Source organism: Rhizobium sp. Root1334, from assembly GCF_001426665.1.
In the GTDB taxonomy this organism is placed as follows: Bacteria; Pseudomonadota; Alphaproteobacteria; order Rhizobiales; family Rhizobiaceae; genus Pararhizobium.
The window spans coordinates 35,635-55,068 of sequence record NZ_LMEY01000007.1; the positions used below are offsets into that span (position 1 = coordinate 35,635).

Consider the following 19,434-nt stretch of genomic DNA (forward strand, 5'->3'; position numbering starts at 1 on the left):
CATAACGTTTTGGAGGCAGTCAGGCGGAGCCGTTAACGCGCATCACCGTCCACCTCTATTCTTTGAAGCCAGTGGACCCGCTCACCAGTAACCACAGCGCGGCTTCCAAGGCATGCGAACATTGCCTGAGATAGCATGTCAAAAAAAGCTAACGGCAGTGAATCTATTAGCACCTCATCCCTGCCTGTTGCGAAGGCGTTCCGCATAACCGGCACCGAGATGGCCGACGTTCACAGGGAAGATTTTCTGCAAGCCGTCGCCAAGTTCCTCCGCTGTCACCCAGCCTTTACCGGTTGCGTCGAGCTTCGCCCATTTACTTTCACTATAGGCGGTGTCGTGCGGTGTTCCATTCATTTCCGCTAGACGTGACTGCCCATCCATGAACTCGCTTTTGGTGACCTTTCCGTCCTTGTCGTTGTCTGCCCAGTCGAGTGCTTGTTTTGACATGCGGGCGTGGAAGTCTGCAATCAATTCCTGATCACTCCGGACGGCGGGAATCTTGGGCGCATTCACCTGAACTGCACCACCCATTTTCGCGTCAGCGATGGACGGCCCTTTTCGCGGCGAGGAAGCCAACAGGCTGTAGATGGAATTGTCAGATCCGACTCTCATTAATTTATCCTTTTCGTTGCGGGGATACCGGCCATAGGCTGGGCATAGGCGCTTGTGTCAAGCTTGCCGAATACGGCTATTTGGCTCTAATGTTGCAACTGCAACCAATTCCATTCGATTTAAGCGGAGTCGTCACCTGAGGCCGTCTTGAGAGCACCCGCCGCGCCTCATGACCACACAAACGACGGTCTATATGGCCGAGCCGCTTGATGGCATCCTGCCAAACCATTCAAATCCTATGGCAACGCATACGCAAAAATCCACTCTCATCCGGAACACAGTTGAATCGATGGCGGAGGTGTCCGCCAGAATCAAAATGCGGTACGTCGCGAACTGCCGTCGGACCGACCTCGAGTATGGGGATCGTTCAGCATCCGCTCTCGGGGTAGGCACGACTGTTCGTTGAGGCTGCAGCAGCACACAGTGAGGCGTGAAACCATCCTCTGCGGATCCAATCGCGTACCGCCGACGTCAATGGTTTCAGGTGCAGCGCAGACACTGTTAGCAGCTCGCTACCCGGCAAGCCATTTAACGGAAAACTGACGACGAAGTGCAATCTGCGGCTTGACGCGAGATGATCGCACCGGCGTTAAAATCTTTCAGGCCGTTGGCAGAGTGAACGAGAAGGTCGCACCGCTTGGGACGGATGGTTCAACCCACAAACTTCCTCCATGTGACTCGACAATCGAGCGGCAGATTGCAAGGCCCATCCCCATCCCCTGTTCTCCCTTTGTCGTAAAGAACGGTTCGAAAACGCGTTCCGGATATTCTACGCCCGGTCCGACATCGCTGACGTCCACCCGGACTGATTCTTCGAAGCGATAGGCAGTGAGGCTTAGCCGCTTTCCTTCAATGGGCAAATCCATAGCCTCAAGCCCATTTCTAATCAGATTGGTGAGCACCTGCTGAATCTGCACTCGGTCCACTGCCACGAGTGGAAGATGTGCGTTGATATCGATAGACATGACGGTGTGCCGTCGAGAGGCCTCCTCCGCAAGCAGATCACGTGCTTCAAGTATAAGCTCGGCCAATGCCGCGGTCTCGCGAGACTCGTCAGTACGCCTGAACAGCGCACGCACACGCTTTACCGTTTCTACCGCTGTTGCAGCGCTTCGGGTTACACGATCCAGTGCCACTTTTGCCCGTTCGAGGTTGGGTGGATCGCTGCTTAGCCAGCGCTCACACGCATCGGAGCTTGATACCAGCGCGGCAAGCGGTTGACCAACTTCATGTGCGATGGACGCCGAAAGTTCAGCCAGACTAGCCGCTTGGCTCGCGCGGGTGTATTTTTCATGGGCTCGCCGTAGTTGCTCTTGGGAGCGAACCTGATCCTCAATATCGAAGCACACGCCATTCCATTGGACGATGGTGCCGTCCTCCTTCCGCATTGCCGCAACACGCATCTCAACCCAACGAAATTGACCATCGAAACGGCGCATCCGGTGCTTGAATGCAAAGGACGTACCTGTCGTCAATGCAGTGAGGAAGGTCTGCTCTAGGGCAGGGCGCTCGTCGGGATGAACGATCGCGTCAAGTACGACCGTCAGCCGCTTTTTGCCCTCGACATCTCTTTGATCGACGTCGAACCCAAGAAAATCGCGAAACTGCTGGCTGAAGTAGATTGGCTCACCGTTCTCAGCTGTGCACCAGATGAGGGCCGGGACGGTCTCGATCAATTGGCGTAGAGAGCGCTCGCTTTCGCGGAGTGCACTTTCCGTTCGCTTGTACACATCAATGTCGATCGAGGTGCCATACCAGCCGGTGATGCGGCCAGAAGGATCGGTGGTAGGGCAGGCGGCGATCCTGTGCCATACATAAAGCCCCGTCGTTCTCAACATTCGATACTCGATATGCCAATGTTCGCCCGTTCTGAGGGAGTGCCGAAATGTCTCGGCCGCGCGCGGATAATCGTCCGGATGCACTCCCAAGCTCCAGCCATTGTCTCCACCATCAATAAATCGCTTGTCGCTCAACGGTCGATTCAAATCATTGAGCGCCATGCCGATCGCTACCTGGCCAGACGGAGTGACGTAGGTGAACTGCGCTTCCGCGTTCAGCGCCCATGCTTTGCCGTACAAGCTTTCAATGACCTTGGCCGCCCGGATTGCTTCCGCAGTCTCTCCGACCGGTCCCATCTTCAGCCACCGCTCGTCTGGATCGGATACCATCGGATCGACGTTTACGCTGACCCCATAGCCTGGTTCGGCTTTCATCTCCGTCCAGCGATATTGTCCGTTGCTTTGACGCTGCCTGTATTTGAAAACCTGTGGGACGCCGGTCCAAAAAGCATACGCGGCAGCGTGTGACGCCGCCGCACGGTCTTCGGGGTGAACGATGCCGAGCGAGGGATGGACGTCTCGGTCTTCCCCCACCCCTGACGGTTTAGCTAGCGTAGGGTCGCTCGCTTGAACCGCTCGCATGGCCTTGGCCCGGATCGCTTCGCAGACCAGAAACGATAAACCGAATAGGGCGACGGCGGACCACGTCAAAGACGCCGCTGCAGCATCTCGCTGAGCTCCCGCTATAACTAAAGAAACAACGAATCCAAAACACAAGAAGGGTCGAAAAATCTCTCTAAGGCGGTCATCAGAGACAACGAATGCGGCCACTAGCGGACACAGTAGTCCCAAGAGAGTGTGTGTGGACCACGCGACCGCGGTACCTGCGATTACGGCGGCGAAGGTGATGACGAACGGCGTCTGAAGTCTGGCAGCGATCCATCCGATCGCACCGGGAGCCTTTTTTGGCCCTGGCGGGTTCTTGCCTAGATGGATTTCTGACATAACAGACCTTCCCCAAAAGCTTCGCCATGCGGGCCAAAATAACGCATTTCCGTGGGATAGACCAACCCCACATTCGGTTTGGGTGAACGGAGAGGATGCCGCGCAGCACGGAAGCACGCTCCTGCGCCCGGGATTGCGGAGAGTTTGATTTGCTCCGGCCAGCCCCTTGACGATGCGGTGTTTGCCGGCTTTGACAAGGCCTTAGCCTTCACTTCACGTCATCCATGTTCAGCGGCCGAGAATCGCCACCCCGACGCACATTATAATGGACGAGGAATACCTTATGTGCCGCTCAGGGGGCTAATGCGGCGACAGCCCAAGTCGTATTTCTCCGAAATCAGAACGGAGATAAATATCAATGCGATTACTCGACGATAAAGTAGCAATTATAACTGGAGGCAATAGCGGGATCGGCAAGGCAACCGCCAAGCTCTTTGCTAAGGAGGGGGCCCAAGTCGTCATCACTGGTCGTCGACAGGAGGTGCTCGACCTGGCGGTAAAAGAAATCGGACACGGTGCTGTCGGCGTCTGCGGCGACGTTGCAGCAAATGATTTTCACCAGCGTCTCGCTGATAGCGTCGGTAAGTGGTTTGGAGGCGTCGACGTATATTTCGCGAACGCCGGCATCATCAAGCTCGAGGCTTCAGCAGCGGTTTCCGAAATCGGATACGACGAGCATTTCGCCGTCAACACCCGAGGCGTTTTCTTCGGGGTCCAGGCCATCTCGCCCCTGATCCGTGACGGAGGGAACATCATCGTGACAAGCTCGCTGGCGGCTACCAAAATCTTACCCCAGCACACACTATATGCAGGATCAAAGGCCGCGATGGCAGCCTTCGCCCGCAATTGGGCGATTGAGTTCAAGGAACGACGCATCCGCGTCAACATCCTAAGCCCAGGACCGGTGGAGACAGAAATCCTGACGAAGCTCGGTATCGCCGAAGCAGATCGCCCAGGATTCGAAGCGCACATGGCTGACCTGATCCCGGCCGGAAGGATGGGGCGGCCAGAGGAGCTGGCGGAGGCCGCTCTGTTCCTGGCAGCGAAGGGTACCTTCGTTAATGGTGTCGAACTGATTGTCGACGGCGGCATGTCGCTGGCCTGAGTTGAAAAGGACGAAGGGGCCGACGCGGAACTTTGCGTCGGTCTTCTTTTATATTCGGTCCCCGGGTCGATTTGACCGACTGTGAGCGAATGTCAGTAATTTACAGGTCTGATGAGACTTCCGGTCCCGAGGCCCGCCTGGACGGCTGATATCCCGTCCGTTTCCTTCCTTGAGAATAGCAACTCCCCACGGGACGCCGCGATATATTAGTTCGGCCCTTACTTGCATCGCAAAAAATAACTTTGAATGATTGTCGGGTCGGTCTCCGATATGGAGAGCATGGCAAGTCACGGCCGTATGACGCCGGCAAAAATCCGATAGAACAGGCAAAGCTGGCGCAGAGTGTTCTCCATATGCACGGTCGAACTCGTGGGGCCGGCATGGCTGCTGTCCGACCAGTGCATACACCAGGCTGACAGGCGCTGCTCGATAAAGCCACCTACGCTCGTTCGCCGGAAGTCACATACTTACGTTTGGGTTGAATGGAGCCCCTGCGTGGAAGCAGAATAGATAGCCGCCGTTCGTGACGAAGTCGATTTCTCGACGGGTCGCTCCTGACGTTCGTCTGCAAGCGGCTAGCCCAGTTTGTTTCAGGTGATCAAAAGGAATCCAAATGCGTAAGAGCGCCAAACTTCTCGCCGCTGCAGCGTTGTCTGCAGCGACGTCTCTCTCCGTCCATGCAGAGACAATTAAGCCGACAATTGTGCTTGTCCATGGCGCTTTTGCCGATTCCTCGAGCTGGAACCATGTCATCTCCCGCCTTGAAAAGGATGGGTACCCGGTGCTGGCCGTCGCCAATCCCCTGCGCGGCGTTACGAGCGATGGAGCCTACGTGGCCGGCATCCTGAGAGGCATAAAGACACCCGTCGTGCTCGTTGGACATTCCTACGGCGGCTCGGTGATCAGTGACGCAGCCACTTCTGCATCGAACGTGAAGGCACTCGTTTTTGTGGCGGCCTTTGCACCGGAGCCTGGGGAGTCCGCGGTCGCACTGTCCGGTAAAAACCCTGGCAGCACTCTCGGCCCGACACTTGCAGAGCCGGTTGCGCTACCTAGCGGGGCAAAAGATCTATATATCGACCAAAAGAAATTTCCGGAACAGTTTGCGGCCGACGTGCCACGTACCACCGCACGCCTGATGGCGGTAGCTCAGCGCCCTATCACTGACACCGCATTAGCGGAGCCAGCTCCAAAAGCGGCCTGGCAAACGATTCCGTCCTGGTTTGTATACGGTCAAGCTGACAAAAACATTCCGCCGGTTACTCTGAGGTGGATGGCGGAACGCGCCAAGTCCAAGAGAACTGTTGCGATCGATGGGGCGTCTCATGTCGTGATGATCTCTCATCCGGGCGAGGTTACCAAACTCATAGAAGAGGCTGCGACGGCAAAATGAGCCGAGATGTTCGGAGGCGGGCCTGGGTTCGCCTCCGACAAATGGTTCGTTACGTGACAGGTCAGACACCATGGTGGACGGCGACTGCAAGCCCATAGAACCTTCGTATAGGTGGGGGTGCGTATCGGCGGTGTTATGATTGCGTCGCTGCGCATGCTCGTCTTGAGAAGCAGCTAGGAGCGAGACGTGCAGCCGACAGATCTACAGCATGACACCCACCTTCCGACGATCTCCATCGTCGACGATGATGCAGCGCTCCGACTGTCGTTGGTGGATTTGTTCGAGTCATTGGAAATACGCGCGATGCCTTATGGAAGCGGCGATGATTTCCTTTCGCGCGCGGACCTCGGAAAAGCGGGGTGCGTTCTTCTGGATATCCACATGCCAGGCATGAACGGCCTCGACATTCAAAAGCAACTCGCCGCCATCGAATGCATGCTGCCGATCGTCTTCATGACGGGTGATGCGACGGTACCTATGAGCGTCCAGGCTATGAAGCGTGGTGCGAGCGATTTTCTTTTGAAACCTTTGGATCGCCCTGCACTTGTGGGTGCGACGGACCGCGCGATTCAGTTGAATGCAGCAAAGCGCGCCGCTGCAGTGGAACGCGAGATCACCATATCCGCGATACGGACGCTGACGCCTCGGGAACGCGAGGTCATGAGACATGTTGCGATGGGAAGGTTGAACAAGCAGATCGCCCACGAATTAGCAGTGAGCGAAATGATGATCAAAATCCATCGGAGCCGAATGATGAGAAAAATGCATGTCGGTTCGCTCGCCGAACTCGTCAAAAAACTGGACATGGCTTCCAAAGAATACGACGTATATCTGTAGATGATGCCGACGCTGGCAGGGGACAGCCGAGGTTTCCAGGAAAGAGTTCGCTCAAGCCCATGCCAGCAGAAAAGTATACGACCATAGCAATCGTCGACGACGACCGGCATCTCCGGGAGTCTCTGCAAGACCTTTTGGAGACGGAAGGCATCGAGAGTAGGCTTTACGAGTCGGCCGAAGAATTCTTGTCTCAAAAGGGTCACGAGGGCGTCGATTGCATCCTTGCAGACGTGCGAATGACCGGAATGTCCGGGATTGAGATGCTGCGCATTTTGCGATCGATGACGAAATGCCCGCCCGTTCTGATCATGACATCCTATGCAGATGACGGGATGCGTGCGACCGCGATGAGACACGGGGCCGAAGCATTCTTGGCGAAACCGATCGAGAGTAAACGACTGATTGAGTCCATAAGAACGGCAACGCACTGAAGCTTCTCACTATTTCCTCAACAGTTCGACCACCGAGCGAAGGTCCCGGTTCCCGCGCCCGGCCACGGCGCCGTCGCTCCCAATCTCGACCAACAGGAAGTCTTTATCGGCCTTCGCCAAAGCGGCTTGAACGTCCGCGAATTCCACCTCCGTATCGATCACGACCAAGTGGGCCTCGTCCGATACAACTGTACCAAACTGTAAGAGCGCATACTTGGCTTCGAAAAGCTCGGCATCCGGCACATAGGCCAAAAATTTAGGCATCGATACTCCTCGTTTTACGCAGCGGCTTAAACGATGGTTTGGGAAGTTCTCTCCCCATAGCGGTGGTAGTTTTCTCTTCGGATTAATCGAAGGAGACGAAAATGCAAGCGATCAAATATGGCATCTACGCCACGGTATGGTTCAACGTTCTGCTCGCTGGATGGCTTTCCATCCATATGCTCTATGACCCTGAAGGCTGGTACTACTTCGTACCGGGCGTCACCGATACCGGGTTCTTCAATCAGCATTTTATCCGGGATATCGGCATCATTCAGGGCTTCATTGCTGCGGCATTCACCATTGGCATATTTAGGCTGGAGCGGCGGCTCGAACTCTGGGCCGCGGCGACGCTCTGGCTTATAGCGCACGCAGCATTTCATCTTTGGGAGGTTGCGGTCGGAATCTGCTCAGCTTCGGTTCTGGTGCGAGATTTTCCGGCGGTCAGCCTTCCGGCACTTTTCGGACTTGCGTCGACGATTTGGGCCTGCTCGCAGTCACAAGCCATTGCAGCATCCCGCAGGACTGCCGCGATGCGCATTTGAAACGTGATAGCGGCCCCGGACCCTCTCGCGGTGTCCGGGTTCGCGCCCTTACTTACCCATAGACCGTGCGCGTCAGCCAGTCATGAAACGTTAGCTTTCCCGATACCACTCCTGGATTCGGCAGCAGGCCCTGTCGAGCAAGCGATACGCCGAAGTATAGTGAGGCTGGATCGATCGCGACCGGCCGGTTGTCTTCTGTCACCGTGAGCAGTTCCCTAGCGAGCTCAACGAGTTCGGTGGGCTCCGGTCCTCCTAACTCTACAATCGAGTTGCGTGGCTCTGCGGTGGCGATGTTCGCCATAAAGGTTGCTGCTTCGTCGGCGGCGATCGGCTGGAGCCGCAGGTCGGGCAGTCTTAGGTTGCCATCTAAGACGGAGGTATTCACAATTCCGCTGAAGAACTCGAAAAACTGTGTCGAACGCACGATAGTATGCGCCAGACCGGACGCCCGGACAAGATTCTCCTGTACGAGCTTCGCCCGGAAGTAGTCATTTTCGACAAGGTTGTCGGCGCCGACAACAGACAGTGCCAAGTAGTGGCGCACGCCGGCGGCTTTGGCGGAGGACAGCATTTGCTTTCCGGCCTGCTTGAAAAAGGCGAGCGCGTCGCCTTCGCCAAACGAGCCCGAATTTGTGACATCGATAACGACGTCAGCGCCTTCGAACGCAGCCTCAAGACCTTCGCCACTAAGAGCGTTCACACCGAGCTTGCTCGAAGCTTCGACGACGTCCTCGCCGCCCCGTTCTAGGGTACGGACAATTTTCGCCCCCATCATTCCGCTTGCGCCAACTACCACGATTTTCATCATTATGCTCCATGGAACGTAAAGCGTGCGATACTAGGCGTTTCCACTGGGGGGTCGATTAAACGAAGGCTTGGGTTGACCCAGATAGCACTTCCGACGAGATACGGCTCCTTTGGAGAAGCGGTTCAAACTCGGCATCGAGAGCCACAAATGCAGGTTGCCGTATAGGAAGGTTTGGGACGTCACCAGCGTCATCTACGAATAACTCGTCCTTATGAGCCGTATAAACCGGTGATCATGAGGATGATGAACGCGGGGATCCATTCGGTTTCGTTCTTCGACCAACGAATTGGCAGTCCAGGGTCCGGCACATCCGGCGCATACTCTACGCCTTCGCCTCGCTAGCGTGGCTGAACCCCATCGACTGTCGATCATTGTGACAGCTTTGAGGAGACCCTAAACGAAGGTTTATGCTCTCTACGGGGTAAACCATGGTATAAGGTGACGGCAAATAGGTCATAACAATCCTGCGTGGTCCCATCCTCGGACGCGCACGATCAAAGGTGCCGCCAGTGCTAGCGGTTTTTTCGCTGCATCGGTGCACGTAGAGGGAGAACCATGCATAACGTCCAGGCAAAATTGGAAGCCCCGGTCGAGCCCATCGTGTACGTGGTTGATGACGACGAAGAGATGCGGGGCGCGCTGCTCGACCTCTTTATGGTCACCAAAAAGAGAGCGAGTGCTTTCTCAAACGGCGTTGAGTTTCTTCAGTTGGCCGATACGAGCGCTGCCGGCTGCGTTGTGGTCGATCTCCGGATGCCAGGCGGCACCGGACTGGATCTTCAGAACCAACTGATTTCGTTGGGAAGCAGGCTTCCGGTAATTTTCCTGACGGCATACGCGGATATACCGACAAGCGTTCGAGCCATGAAGGCGGGAGCGACCGATTTCATCACCAAGCCGTTTATCAATCAGGATCTGCTGGAGGCGGTGGACCATGCGATACTGCTGGATAGCGAACGTCGCAAAACCGATGCGGCGTTGAATCGCATAAAGACGCTCGCCAGTAGTTTGACGCCACGCGAGAAGGAAGTGATGTGGCAGGTCGTGAGCGGTCTTATGAACAAACAAGTGGCGTACGAGCTCGGAATTAGCGAGATGACTGTAAAGCTTCACCGCATGAGCGTGATGCGGAAAATGGAGAGCCGGTCACTCGCAGATCTGGTCCGCAAGGCCGAGCAGCTTCAGCGCAACTGGTCTGCCTAAAAACGTGCGATTTTCATCGCAGCCCCAAACCTTCGTTTATCTGTTCCCCATGCGACATTCGCTTAAAATTGAAGGACGCCGCCGATCGACGGTTGATGTCCTATGGCTGTGCCGGTTCCGTGCCTGCCTGGTGGGTCCGTACGCCTTCGCTTTTCAATGTACGAACCTGCCATCGGAGCCATCGTAGCTGATACCCTAAAGGGTTGACGAACTCTTTGTTCAACCTGTCCCGTTTGCCGCGATGACAGGTTTGTATCAAGCGGGTCGGAATTCAATCGCGTCGGCCGCGCCGACATTAGAAAACCTAAGGAGCAAAACATGAAAATCGTCGTTATTGGTGGAACCGGTCTCATTGGTTCGAAATTGGTTAGGCGGCTCCAAGCAAAAGGCCACGACGTTATTGCTGCGTCGCCTGCGTCGGGCGTGAACACAATCACCGGTGAGGGCCTGGCGGAGGCGCTGTTGGGCGCTCAGGTCGTAGTCGACGTTGCAAATTCGCCGTCATTCGAAGATAAGGCCGTCATGGAGTTCTTCCAGACGTCGGGGCGCAATCTCCTGACTGCGGAAGTGGCAGCGGGGATCAAGCATCACGTAGCCCTATCCGTCGTCGGCACCGAGCGTCTTCAGGCCAGCGGCTACTTTCGGGCCAAGCTGGCTCAGGAGGCGCTCATCAAGGAATCTAACGTCCCCTACACGCTCGTTCACTCGACTCAGTTTTTTGAGTTTATGTTCGGCATCGCTCAGTCCGGCACTCAGGGCGATAAGGTTCACCTTTCTCCAGCGCTGATGCAGCCTATCGTCTCCGACGATGTCGCCGACGCACTCGCTGACCTCGTGGTCGGCGCGCCGACGAACGGCATCGTCGAGATAGCAGGTCCGGAGTCGATCCGGATCGCGGACGCCGTCACCAAATATCTTCGCCAGATCGGAGATAGCCGGGAGATCGTGGTCGATGGGAACACGCCTTACTTCGGAGCGGTTCTCGACGACAGGACTTTAATGCCGAGCGCCGGTGTCCGCGTTGGTACGACAGCATTTTCCGAATGGGTCAAAACCGCTACGCCGCCGCCGGCGCGATGATGGATTAATCGGCTCTAGGCTCTCCTGGGCCGACAAAAATCGAAGGCCGCGGTCAGCCGCGGCCTTTCGTTTTTTCGTTTGCTCCATCGGCAAGTGCGTTTGCTTCGACCGCCAGGTTTATTAGTTCATCTGCGTGTCAAAAGAGGAGAGGGCGCGCGGCGAACCGGCGCCCTCCTGCTTCTTTACGCCTGGATGAATGCCAGGATGTCCGCGTTGATTACATCGGCATGGGTCGTTGCCATACCGTGTGGCAGACCCTTGTGGATTTTGAGGGTGGCGTTCTTGAGAAGTTTGGCCGTCAGCGGCGCCGAATCAGAGACTGGAACGACTTGGTCGTCGTCTCCATGTATTACCAGCGTAGGCACTCTGATGACCTTGAGATCTTCGGTGAAGTCGGTTTCCGAGAAGGCCTTGATTCCGAGGTAATGGGCGTTTGCGGCTCCTGTCATACCTTGTCTCCACCAATTCTTGATCATTGCGTCTGACGCTTTGACACCATCGCGGTTGAACCCATAGAACGGGCCGCTAGCGACGTCGAAATAGAACTGCGATCGGTTGGCGGCGAGAGCAGTCCGGAAGCCATCGAACACCTCGACGGGGAGGCCGCCTGGATTGTCGGGGGTCTTCACCATGATCGGCGGGACGGCGCCGATCAGAACAAGCTTCGCAACGCGGTTTTTACCATGGCGGGCCGTGTAGCGGGTCGCTTCACCGCCACCTGTCGAGTGTCCGACGTGGATGGCGTTATGAAGATCGAGATGTTCAACTACCGCAGCGACATCTGCAGCGTAGTGGTCCATGTCGTGCCCGTCGTTGACCTGTGACGAGCGGCCATGGCCACGACGATCGTGGGCGACGACGCGGTACCCTTTTCCGAGGAAGAAAAGCATCTGATTGTCCCAGTCGTCACTGCTCAACGGCCATCCGTGATGGAAGACAATCGGCTGAGCATCCCTCGGACCCCAGTCCTTGTAAAAGATCTGGGTTCCGTCGCTTGCGGTGACATAGCCGTGACCCGCAGTGGCCTCCCCAGGGGTCTTCTTCTTCTTTCCCGCAGCAGCAGCCGGATGTGCGGCCGCACCGGCCGCGACCGCCGCTAGAGTAAAAGTTCCAGCCATGATGTCTCGCCGAGTAGCGATCATTGAAGAGCTCTTCATATTAAGTCTCCTGATTGAAAATTATATATTGAACTGCGTACATATGGCCTGGGACGGCCAAAATCGCAGCAATCTACATTAAGAAAACAGGAATAATTCTGAAGCTATACATCCGTTTAATCAAAAAATATCGATTGGATGTACCGAGGAACCGGGCCGTTTTCGCGGGCTGGCCAGCGCATGCAAACGCTCTGAGTGGTCCTTGGTTGATATCGTGAGATTCAACGCATCGATGTCGGAGGTCGTATCTTCCTGCCATTCGAACAAATCCGTGCCTGGCTGATGATCCTGAACGATCAGATCATGATTCACAGCGAGGAAGAACTCGGCATGGATGTAATCGTTGAAGCCCGCGAACAACATGCGCTGTCGCTTCGGACTATGGCCTCGTTGATGGACCTGGATCTCGACTATGCCAACAGTTGCGTCCCAATGGGCAGTCGAAAGCGGATTTTTTTTGCCTCGTAAGGCTTGATCAGAATAGGCATATATCACTGGGAACTGGAAGAATTTCTCGATCTCGGTACGCCCTAGCTCTGCAAAGTCGGGACTCCAATTCTCCACGTTCAACGGACCCATGTGATACTCCGAGTGCAGTCTACCTTTGCAAAGCAGATCAAAGCTCTTGTAGCCGAAACCATTTTTACACAACGCTAGCTGTACACCGCAGTATCGTATTCGAACGGTCGGTCGCGTATCCGATCGATAATCTTTTTTAGATCCCGCAGATAATCGGTATACGACGTGACGGCCATCTTCAAAATCCGGTTTTGTCGGCAAAAGGCACTCGCCAAGTAGGGGGTGGGAAAATCAAGTAGATGATTGGAATAACTCGAAATCCCACGCAGATAGCGAGCGGCTTGGTTTGCATTGCAAAGGCATGACCGCAGGCAACGAAGGTGATTGTAGTGCGATCAACGACGCCGCAAAAGCTATACGGAGGTTTGCGCGCGTCTGGTAATTGACTGTGTCCGCGATCTTGCGATGGAACTCGTGGAGCGGCTTGTGGTTGCGGTTACCACATGACGGGGCACAAGTGTCCGACCGTGGCGTCGACCAAGGCGAACGCCAATATGTTTCGTCGAGGAGCATCCTCCCCAGACCTTGATACCTTCGATATCGGCAACCCGAGCGCGATGTTTCACATAGAGCTGACAAAGAGGTTCAGTTCGAAATACTTCACTCTATCTCTTCAGTCGCGGTCGTTCCTCATAGTCGACGTCACTATCGAACCAATACCCGACTCCACGGGCCGTGCGTATCAACTCTGGCTTGCCGGGGTCGCGCTCGATTCTCCTGCGCAGCCGAAGCACAAGAGAATCGAGGCTGCGATCGAAAATCTCCCCGGAATGCACGCGACTGGCGGCGAGGAGTCGTTCTCGTGAAAGCACCTCCCGAGGCGCTCGAAGGAATGCAGAAAGCAGATTGAATTCTGCCGTCGTAAGTTTGACGTCCTCACGGTCGTGCCACCGGAGAACCCGTTTGTGCACGAGGAGCTCGTTGCCGTTGAACTTATAGGACCGGCGGTCTAGCTCCGGCTTAGCTTTGGTCCTGTCTCTTATCGCCGCCTTGAGCCGTGCGAGCAGCTCGCGGTTGCCATACGGCTGACAAACGTAATCGCTTGCCCCTGCCTCGAGACCGTCGACCCTGTCATCTTCTGTCGTTTGCTTTCTGCTGGTGATCAGAATCGGAGCATCCGTGAGATTGGCAACACTCCGGACAATCTCGACGCCGTCTTCGGTACTAACCTCGATCAGGAATGCATCGACGATTTCTTGTACCAGAACCCGTCGGATCTGTCGGCTCTCGGCGATCTGGGTCACCAGAATGGCGTGTTGCTTCAGAAACTCGCCCAGGATAACCCCCGAGGTTTCATCGCTATCGAGCACTACGACGTGCGTCATGAAATGCTCCATCGACCCCGCCCGCCGTGGAGGTGTGGGCAGAATGACGCACGGCGTCGCGCGGCCAAGGTCGGTCCTTAGCTTCGATCTAGGGCTTGATATCAGTGACCAGGTTTTTCTCGTCGGTATCGACCACAAAAACCGCCAACAAGCGCGCGGGCTTGGTGCTGCTTGCGTTTGCGCTTACACCGTGACGGTCGCCGGGAATTTCGGAGAAATTTTCGCCTGCCTGATATGTCTTTTCGGGGCCATCGTTGACCTTGCTTTTGATAGCACCATCCAACACCGTGGCGTAGATGAAAGCCGATTTTGGGTGGACGTGTGCCGATGAGGACCCGCCGGGACCATACTCCACTAGAACGCCTCTCATGCTCTTGCCGGGGACGTTCGGGAGCGGTTGGTCAAATACGATGGAGATTTTTGCGGAGCCACGATGGGCGTCGTCCGCGTAAACGGTTTGCGTTGACAACGTTGTGGCGGCAAGTATCAAAAGCGCTCGTGCAAACATTGCGAATCCTTCCTAAGTTGGTCGGACCATGGTGTAAGCGGTCGCGGCCTCATAGGCCCAAAAACGCAGAAAGGCATTGTACCAAGTGGCAGAGTCCTATCTTCCGCCGGTAAGCCGCGAGGGACATGTCTCGCTCACCCAACAGATATTTCAGGGTCTGCGGTCCGCTATCTTGAATGGCACGTTACAGGAGAGGGCACGACTTTCATCGTGGCAAGACCTTTCCGCCCAGCTGGGCGTGTCACGGGGAACGGTCAAACGCGCCTACGATCTCTTGAAAGACGAAAATCTCGTCGAGACCAAGGGTAGCGGCGGCACGCGGGTCGCGGCGATATTGCCGATTGGCGCACCGCCGCAAGCTGCGAAGGAAAGCGGGCCGGAGGGCTTGTTCTACGACTTCGAGACAGGTCCCCAGTACTTCCAACTCGGGGTCCCGGCGCAAGATCAATTTCCGGGCAAGGCGTGGCACGCCGCCTGGCGGCGCGCAATATCTGCAGAGGCGACGCGTCCGCAGATCTATCCGGATCCGCGGGGCCTTTCCTCGTTGAGACGCGAGGTCGCGGGATATCTCGCTACCGCTCGCGGCGTCCGTTGCCTCACGAACCAGATTTTTATTACATCAGGTTTTGCCGGGGCTTTGGGCGTAGTCCTGAATGTCATGAACCTGAATGGCAAGAAAGCCTTTGTAGAAGAGCCTGGCTTCCCTCGCACACGGCATGCGCTCGAACAAGCGGGGGTAGAAACCATTCCCGCGGCGGTCGATGGCGAGGGGATCCGGCTTCCGATTACGGGCCTTCATCCAGGCGTCGAATTGACCGTGGTCACGCCGGGGCAGCAGGCGCCCTTGGGGATGACGCTCTCACAGGGCAGGCGACAAGAACTTCTGAAATGGGCAGATGACTCAGACGCCTGGATAATCGAAGACGACTATGCAGGCGAGCTGCAGTTGTCTGGTCATGCTTCCCCGGCTCTCGCCGCAGACGACACCTCCGGACGCGTTTTCCATATTGGGAGCTTCAGTAAGACGCTCAATCCGGGACTGCGGCTGGGATTCCTCGTCGTTCCTCGGGCGCTTACCGAAAGATTCGCCGTCTTCGTGGGACACCTCGCACCTGCCGGGTCAGTCGTCGCTCAGCAGGCGGTTCAGAACTTTATGACAGGCGGTCACTTTTTTCGTCATCTCCGGCAGATGAAGGCGCTGTATGCCGATCGAAAGATAATGCTGGTTGACGCGCTTCGAAGGGAGCTGCATCCAGCTATCAGGTGCGACTTTGAGGGCGCTCTCTCTGTCAGGTTGTTTCTGCCTCCAGGAACGGACGACGTCGCGATCGCGGGCGTTGCGCGAACGCATGACCTCGGCGTCCTCCCACTATCTTCGTGGTACCAGCGCAAAGATTCGCCAAGGGGTCTGCTGCTCGGTATAGCGAACGTTCGCAGGAGAGACGTGGCAAGTCGATGCAAAACTCTGTCTCGCGTGCTCAGCCTTTGAGCAGGCGCTGCGACGCAGTTTAAATCTGCAGCGCGTGGACTTCGACGGCGGCATCAAATCCTTTAACTTTGTGAAGGCCGAGGCAATCGGTTTGCGCCGAACAGCTTGCGGCGGCGACGAAGTCTCCCGAGACCAATACCGGTCGCCCTAACTCTTTTGTCAGGCTCTCAAGCCTCGATGCTAAATTGACTGCCGGTCCGATGACCGTGAAATCCAGCCGCCGCTTCGAGCCTATGTTTCCGTACATGACCTCTCCGACATGGATACCGGTCCCAAACCTGATCGGATATTCGGAGACGCGTCTTTTTGCCGTGGCCTCGTAGGCTGCAACGACTGCGCTTAGAAGTCTCCGACACGCGTCCTCTCTGTCGAGGGGAAAGACTGCTAACAACCCGTCGCCAATGAATTTCAGAATCTCGCCGCCAAAGGACTCGATGGGATCCGCTATCAAATCGAAGTAGTCGTTGAGGATGTCGATCACGTCGTCGCGGTGCCGACGGCCGGAAAGTTCTGTAAAATTTCGAAGATCGCAGATCATTATAGCGGCACTTAACGTCACGCCCCTTCCGCGAGTGGTGGCGCCATCGAGGATCTGTTCGCTCGCATGCGGGCCTACATAAGTCTGGAGAAGAGTCCGGGCGAGTTGGTTCTTCAGGCGGATCTCGGTCACCAACGAGAAGAGAGGAAGGGCCTCGCGAATAAGAGCGATTTCATCCTCTTGGAAGCCTCCCAGTCTTTTGGTCGCGAAGGTGATCAGATGGCGCCTTCCCTGGGTGTGGTCAAGCGGCCAAGCAGCGTAGTCCGTGTGACCTTGTTGTCTTAGCTCGTCGTAAATCGGGAAAGTATGCGGACCGATAGTCTGGATTTTCTGGCGAACCTCGTTCCCCGTCTCGATTACAAGACGAAACGGGCTGCGTTTGAACGCGTCGGTGGCCTCGACGTCGTAAGCAACTGTTTGGACGTGGGCGTCGACCAGTCCGCGACACCAGAGAACGCGGGTTCCCAGCCACTGGGGATGGTGTACTCGAAAATGTAGTGAAGCGCGACTGAGATCGATCCCACCCAAGACGAGGCGCTCGCAAAGCTGGACAAATATGCGTTCCGCAGCAGCTTCTTCACGCAGGCCGGCCGACAACCATCTCATAAGTGACGCTTGACAATCTTTGCGGGACTCGCTCATTTTCGCCTCGTTCACTGTCTGCAAGTCAATCAACTCGGTGACGATCGAAGCTACCACTAAAGCAAATCATCAACAAAATTGCGACCAGAGTGCATGAACCGCCTCATGCGTTATTGCTGGCCGTGAACTTGTCAGGATCGACATCGCATCGGCAGAGTTGATAATCCCCGCGATTCCCGAGAGCGCCTTCCGGTTCAGTCCAAAGAACTCAACGCTGAAAATCCCCATTGCTGCGAACATTGCCCCGAGATAAGGCCGGAGAAAGTCCTGTTCTTTGTCGTTCCAGAGATTTTCTGACGACGACAAAACGACGAAAACCGGACGATCGGAGAGCAGACCGATCATTTTTCGGCCGCTGTAGCGAAAAGTCATACCCGGTCTCACGACATGGTCTATCCACGCTTTTAACGCGGAGGGCAGCGAAAGATTGTGCATCGGCGTCGCGAGCACGATTGCATCGCTTTCCACTATCTCGCCGATCAACTCCTCAGATAGCTGCAGGGACCCTTCCTGAACACCACCCGGTGGCAGAGATCTGGAGGCAAGGGAGTATTCACGATCGACATGCGGCATCGTTAGCGCACTCAAGCAGCGCACGGTGACCTCGGAGCCACTGCTCGTGCTGGTCAATTTCTCAACGAGGTGTCTGGAAAACGCGGCGCTCTGAGACGCATGTCCTCTGGGACTACAGATCAAATGAAGTATCTTCATCATTTCGACTCGCTATGTCGCCCGTCTCGACGGACCTGTTAATCTTGGGCTTTGATTGAAGCACCTTTCAGGATTTGCCTAGGACACGTGGCTCGGAAGCTGGCTACATCGGGCTTCGCGCACGGTATTGTTGGCAAGCAGCCTTATCAGTGTTTGCACGCGTTCCCACGGGCTCGAAGTCCGAAGCTCTCAAAGCGCCGGCACTCCGTAAATCAATGCTACAGCGGATTTACGCCTCAGCACGATGCATTGGGAGCTATACGTCCGTTTGGGACTAGGATCAGATCAATTCGGCCTGGCTGTTGACACGAAGGCAAGCAGGTCCGCCGAACTTATTGGCTTCTCCAGAAAACCGAATGCGCCGAAGTTCCGGACCGCGGCTCTCGTTCGGCTATCGGCGAACGACGTCATAATACAGACTGGCGGCCCCCCTTGCTTGACGAGCAACTCCAGAAGCTGAATTCCATTGGTGCCCGGCATTTTCAGATCGGCAAGCACGCAATGAACATTCGGTAAATCGCCAGATTCGAGAAAGGCGTCGGCGGATTTGAAGGTCTTGCTTGCGATGCCCATCGCATCGAAGAAATCGTGCAATGACTCCAGTAGAAACAGGTCATCGTCGACTATCGCTACCGTGATTGGGGATTTTGCGCTCATTGAACCTCAGCTCGGAATGCCGGCCGATAAAAGCCTGCCGTTGATCTTTTTCTTGGTCGCGTGGTAGCGCTATTTAAGTCAGTAGTTCGAACTGGCGGACCAGGTCTGCGAGCGAGGTCGCCTCCATCTTGCGCATCATGCTACCTCGATGCAGCTTCACCATTATCTCGCTAATGCCTAGTTGGAATGCGATCTGCTTGTTCATGAGGCCGCTCGCGACAAGGCCAAGTACCTCGGTCTCGCGCCGAGTGAGGCTATCAGCGCGCCTGCGTACTTCCACGCGATGGGCTCGTTCTTGTTGCTGGTCTATGTCGAGGGAAAACGCGGCTTTGATCGCATCGATCAGTTCGGCCGTCTGGAGGGGCTTCTCAAGGAAATCGACCGCCCCGGCCTTCATTGCATTCACACTCATGGCGACGTCGCCATGGGCGGTCATGAAAACGATCGGGATTTTATAGCCTCGCGTTTCGAGTTCCCTCTGGAATTCGATGCCATTGATGCCAGGTAACCGAACGTCGAGAAGCAAGCATCCTGCATTGGTCGTGGAAGCAGCGTCGAAAAAGGCCGACGGACTCTCGAAAGCTTGGGCGTCCATGTCCAAGGATTGGAAGAGATCGAGGAGGGAAAGACGAAACTCTTCGTCGTCCTCGACGATGTGTATAAGCTGGCGGGCAACAGCATTGGATTCGAGAGTATTGGCAGTCTCTGCCATGTTGGTTCCTCCAACCGAAATCAATGGCGTCCATTCAACGCCCATTTTATCAACCGCC

Annotated in this window: 21 protein-coding genes; 9 read left to right on the plus strand and 12 right to left on the minus strand. The window is 55.9% G+C overall.

Annotation, left to right across the window (positions count from 1 at the left end; all coding sequences use genetic code 11):
* Positions 1–174 precede the first annotated feature (174 nt).
* Positions 175–531, minus strand: coding sequence for an EF-hand domain-containing protein (locus tag ASD36_RS12155; RefSeq protein ID WP_244489807.1), 357 nt, complete (start codon positions 529–531; stop codon positions 175–177).
* A 319-nt stretch (positions 532–850) separates the two neighbouring features.
* On the opposite strand from ASD36_RS12155, the gene ASD36_RS31380 reads away from it, so the two are divergent.
* Complete coding sequence (locus ASD36_RS31380; RefSeq protein WP_277995997.1) at positions 851–1,018, plus strand: catalase-related domain-containing protein; 168 nt, start codon at positions 851–853, stop codon at positions 1,016–1,018.
* A 193-nt stretch (positions 1,019–1,211) separates the two neighbouring features.
* Here the strand turns inward: ASD36_RS31380 and ASD36_RS12160 are convergent, their stop codons facing one another.
* On the minus strand, positions 1,212–3,395 hold the full coding sequence (locus tag ASD36_RS12160; protein ID WP_060510765.1) for a PAS domain-containing sensor histidine kinase: 2,184 nt from the start codon (positions 3,393–3,395) through the stop codon (positions 1,212–1,214).
* A gap of 358 nt (positions 3,396–3,753) precedes the next feature.
* Here ASD36_RS12160 and ASD36_RS12165 point away from each other — a divergent pair, with 358 nt between their 5' ends.
* The 4 genes from ASD36_RS12165 (at position 3,754) to ASD36_RS12180 (ending at position 7,161) form a co-directional block, all read left to right on the plus strand.
* Positions 3,754–4,500: an SDR family oxidoreductase gene (locus ASD36_RS12165; RefSeq protein WP_060510767.1), complete on the plus strand. Its 747-nt coding sequence runs from the start codon at positions 3,754–3,756 to the stop codon at positions 4,498–4,500.
* 613 nt (positions 4,501–5,113) lie between these two features.
* Entirely contained in the window at positions 5,114–5,893 is a 780-nt protein-coding gene (locus tag ASD36_RS12170; protein ID WP_060510769.1) for an alpha/beta hydrolase, read from the plus strand.
* A gap of 186 nt (positions 5,894–6,079) precedes the next feature.
* On the plus strand, positions 6,080–6,730 hold the full coding sequence (locus ASD36_RS12175; protein WP_060510771.1) for a response regulator: 651 nt from the start codon (positions 6,080–6,082) through the stop codon (positions 6,728–6,730).
* Positions 6,731–6,789: 59 nt separating this feature from the next.
* Positions 6,790–7,161, plus strand: a complete 372-nt coding sequence (locus ASD36_RS12180) for a response regulator (protein ID WP_060510773.1) — start codon at positions 6,790–6,792, stop codon at positions 7,159–7,161.
* A gap of 9 nt (positions 7,162–7,170) precedes the next feature.
* On the opposite strand, the gene ASD36_RS12185 is transcribed toward ASD36_RS12180, so the two are convergent.
* Positions 7,171–7,425, minus strand: a complete 255-nt coding sequence (locus ASD36_RS12185; RefSeq protein WP_060510775.1) for a hypothetical protein — start codon at positions 7,423–7,425, stop codon at positions 7,171–7,173.
* A gap of 101 nt (positions 7,426–7,526) precedes the next feature.
* On the opposite strand from ASD36_RS12185, the gene ASD36_RS12190 reads away from it, so the two are divergent.
* The gene (locus ASD36_RS12190; RefSeq protein ID WP_060510776.1) at positions 7,527–7,967 is read left to right on the plus strand and encodes a hypothetical protein; all 441 of its coding nucleotides are present in this window, start codon (positions 7,527–7,529) and stop codon (positions 7,965–7,967) included.
* A 52-nt stretch (positions 7,968–8,019) separates the two neighbouring features.
* Here ASD36_RS12190 and ASD36_RS12195 read toward each other — a convergent pair whose 3' ends face one another.
* The gene (locus ASD36_RS12195; RefSeq protein ID WP_244489808.1) at positions 8,020–8,775 is read right to left on the minus strand and encodes an NAD(P)H-binding protein; all 756 of its coding nucleotides are present in this window, start codon (positions 8,773–8,775) and stop codon (positions 8,020–8,022) included.
* A 555-nt stretch (positions 8,776–9,330) separates the two neighbouring features.
* On the opposite strand from ASD36_RS12195, the gene ASD36_RS12200 reads away from it, so the two are divergent.
* Positions 9,331–9,978 carry a response regulator gene (locus ASD36_RS12200; protein ID WP_060510780.1) on the plus strand — a complete coding sequence of 216 codons (648 nt, stop codon included), beginning with the start codon at positions 9,331–9,333 and terminating at the stop codon, positions 9,976–9,978.
* Between the two features lie 318 nt (positions 9,979–10,296).
* Positions 10,297–11,058 (plus strand): SDR family oxidoreductase, encoded by a 762-nt coding sequence (locus tag ASD36_RS12205; protein WP_060510782.1) that lies wholly within the window; start codon positions 10,297–10,299, stop codon positions 11,056–11,058.
* A gap of 182 nt (positions 11,059–11,240) precedes the next feature.
* On the opposite strand, the gene ASD36_RS12210 is transcribed toward ASD36_RS12205, so the two are convergent.
* From ASD36_RS12210 to ASD36_RS12225, 4 genes are all read right to left on the minus strand, one after another.
* Entirely contained in the window at positions 11,241–12,215 is a 975-nt protein-coding gene (locus ASD36_RS12210; protein ID WP_082562773.1) for an alpha/beta hydrolase, read from the minus strand.
* 120 nt (positions 12,216–12,335) lie between these two features.
* The gene (locus ASD36_RS30590) at positions 12,336–12,794 is read right to left on the minus strand and encodes a hypothetical protein (protein ID WP_156393843.1); all 459 of its coding nucleotides are present in this window, start codon (positions 12,792–12,794) and stop codon (positions 12,336–12,338) included.
* A gap of 605 nt (positions 12,795–13,399) precedes the next feature.
* Positions 13,400–14,119 carry a winged helix-turn-helix domain-containing protein gene (locus tag ASD36_RS12220; RefSeq protein ID WP_060510785.1) on the minus strand — a complete coding sequence of 240 codons (720 nt, stop codon included), beginning with the start codon at positions 14,117–14,119 and terminating at the stop codon, positions 13,400–13,402.
* A gap of 88 nt (positions 14,120–14,207) precedes the next feature.
* Positions 14,208–14,627, minus strand: coding sequence for a cupin domain-containing protein (locus ASD36_RS12225; protein WP_060510787.1), 420 nt, complete (start codon positions 14,625–14,627; stop codon positions 14,208–14,210).
* 85 nt (positions 14,628–14,712) lie between these two features.
* Between ASD36_RS12225 and ASD36_RS12230 the strand changes: the two genes are divergently transcribed.
* On the plus strand, positions 14,713–16,116 hold the full coding sequence (locus tag ASD36_RS12230; protein WP_200954898.1) for a PLP-dependent aminotransferase family protein: 1,404 nt from the start codon (positions 14,713–14,715) through the stop codon (positions 16,114–16,116).
* A 19-nt stretch (positions 16,117–16,135) separates the two neighbouring features.
* Here ASD36_RS12230 and ASD36_RS12235 read toward each other — a convergent pair whose 3' ends face one another.
* The 4 genes from ASD36_RS12235 to ASD36_RS12250 form a co-directional block, all read right to left on the minus strand.
* A complete protein-coding gene (locus tag ASD36_RS12235; RefSeq protein ID WP_060510864.1) occupies positions 16,136–17,296 on the minus strand; it encodes an adenylate/guanylate cyclase domain-containing protein in 1,161 nt (386 codons plus the stop codon).
* A gap of 69 nt (positions 17,297–17,365) precedes the next feature.
* Positions 17,366–18,010, minus strand: coding sequence for an NAD(P)H-dependent oxidoreductase (locus ASD36_RS12240; RefSeq protein ID WP_060510790.1), 645 nt, complete (start codon positions 18,008–18,010; stop codon positions 17,366–17,368).
* Positions 18,011–18,292: 282 nt separating this feature from the next.
* Entirely contained in the window at positions 18,293–18,664 is a 372-nt protein-coding gene (locus ASD36_RS12245) for a response regulator (protein ID WP_060510793.1), read from the minus strand.
* Between the two features lie 73 nt (positions 18,665–18,737).
* Positions 18,738–19,376 carry a response regulator gene (locus ASD36_RS12250; protein ID WP_060510795.1) on the minus strand — a complete coding sequence of 213 codons (639 nt, stop codon included), beginning with the start codon at positions 19,374–19,376 and terminating at the stop codon, positions 18,738–18,740.
* Positions 19,377–19,434 lie beyond the last annotated feature (58 nt).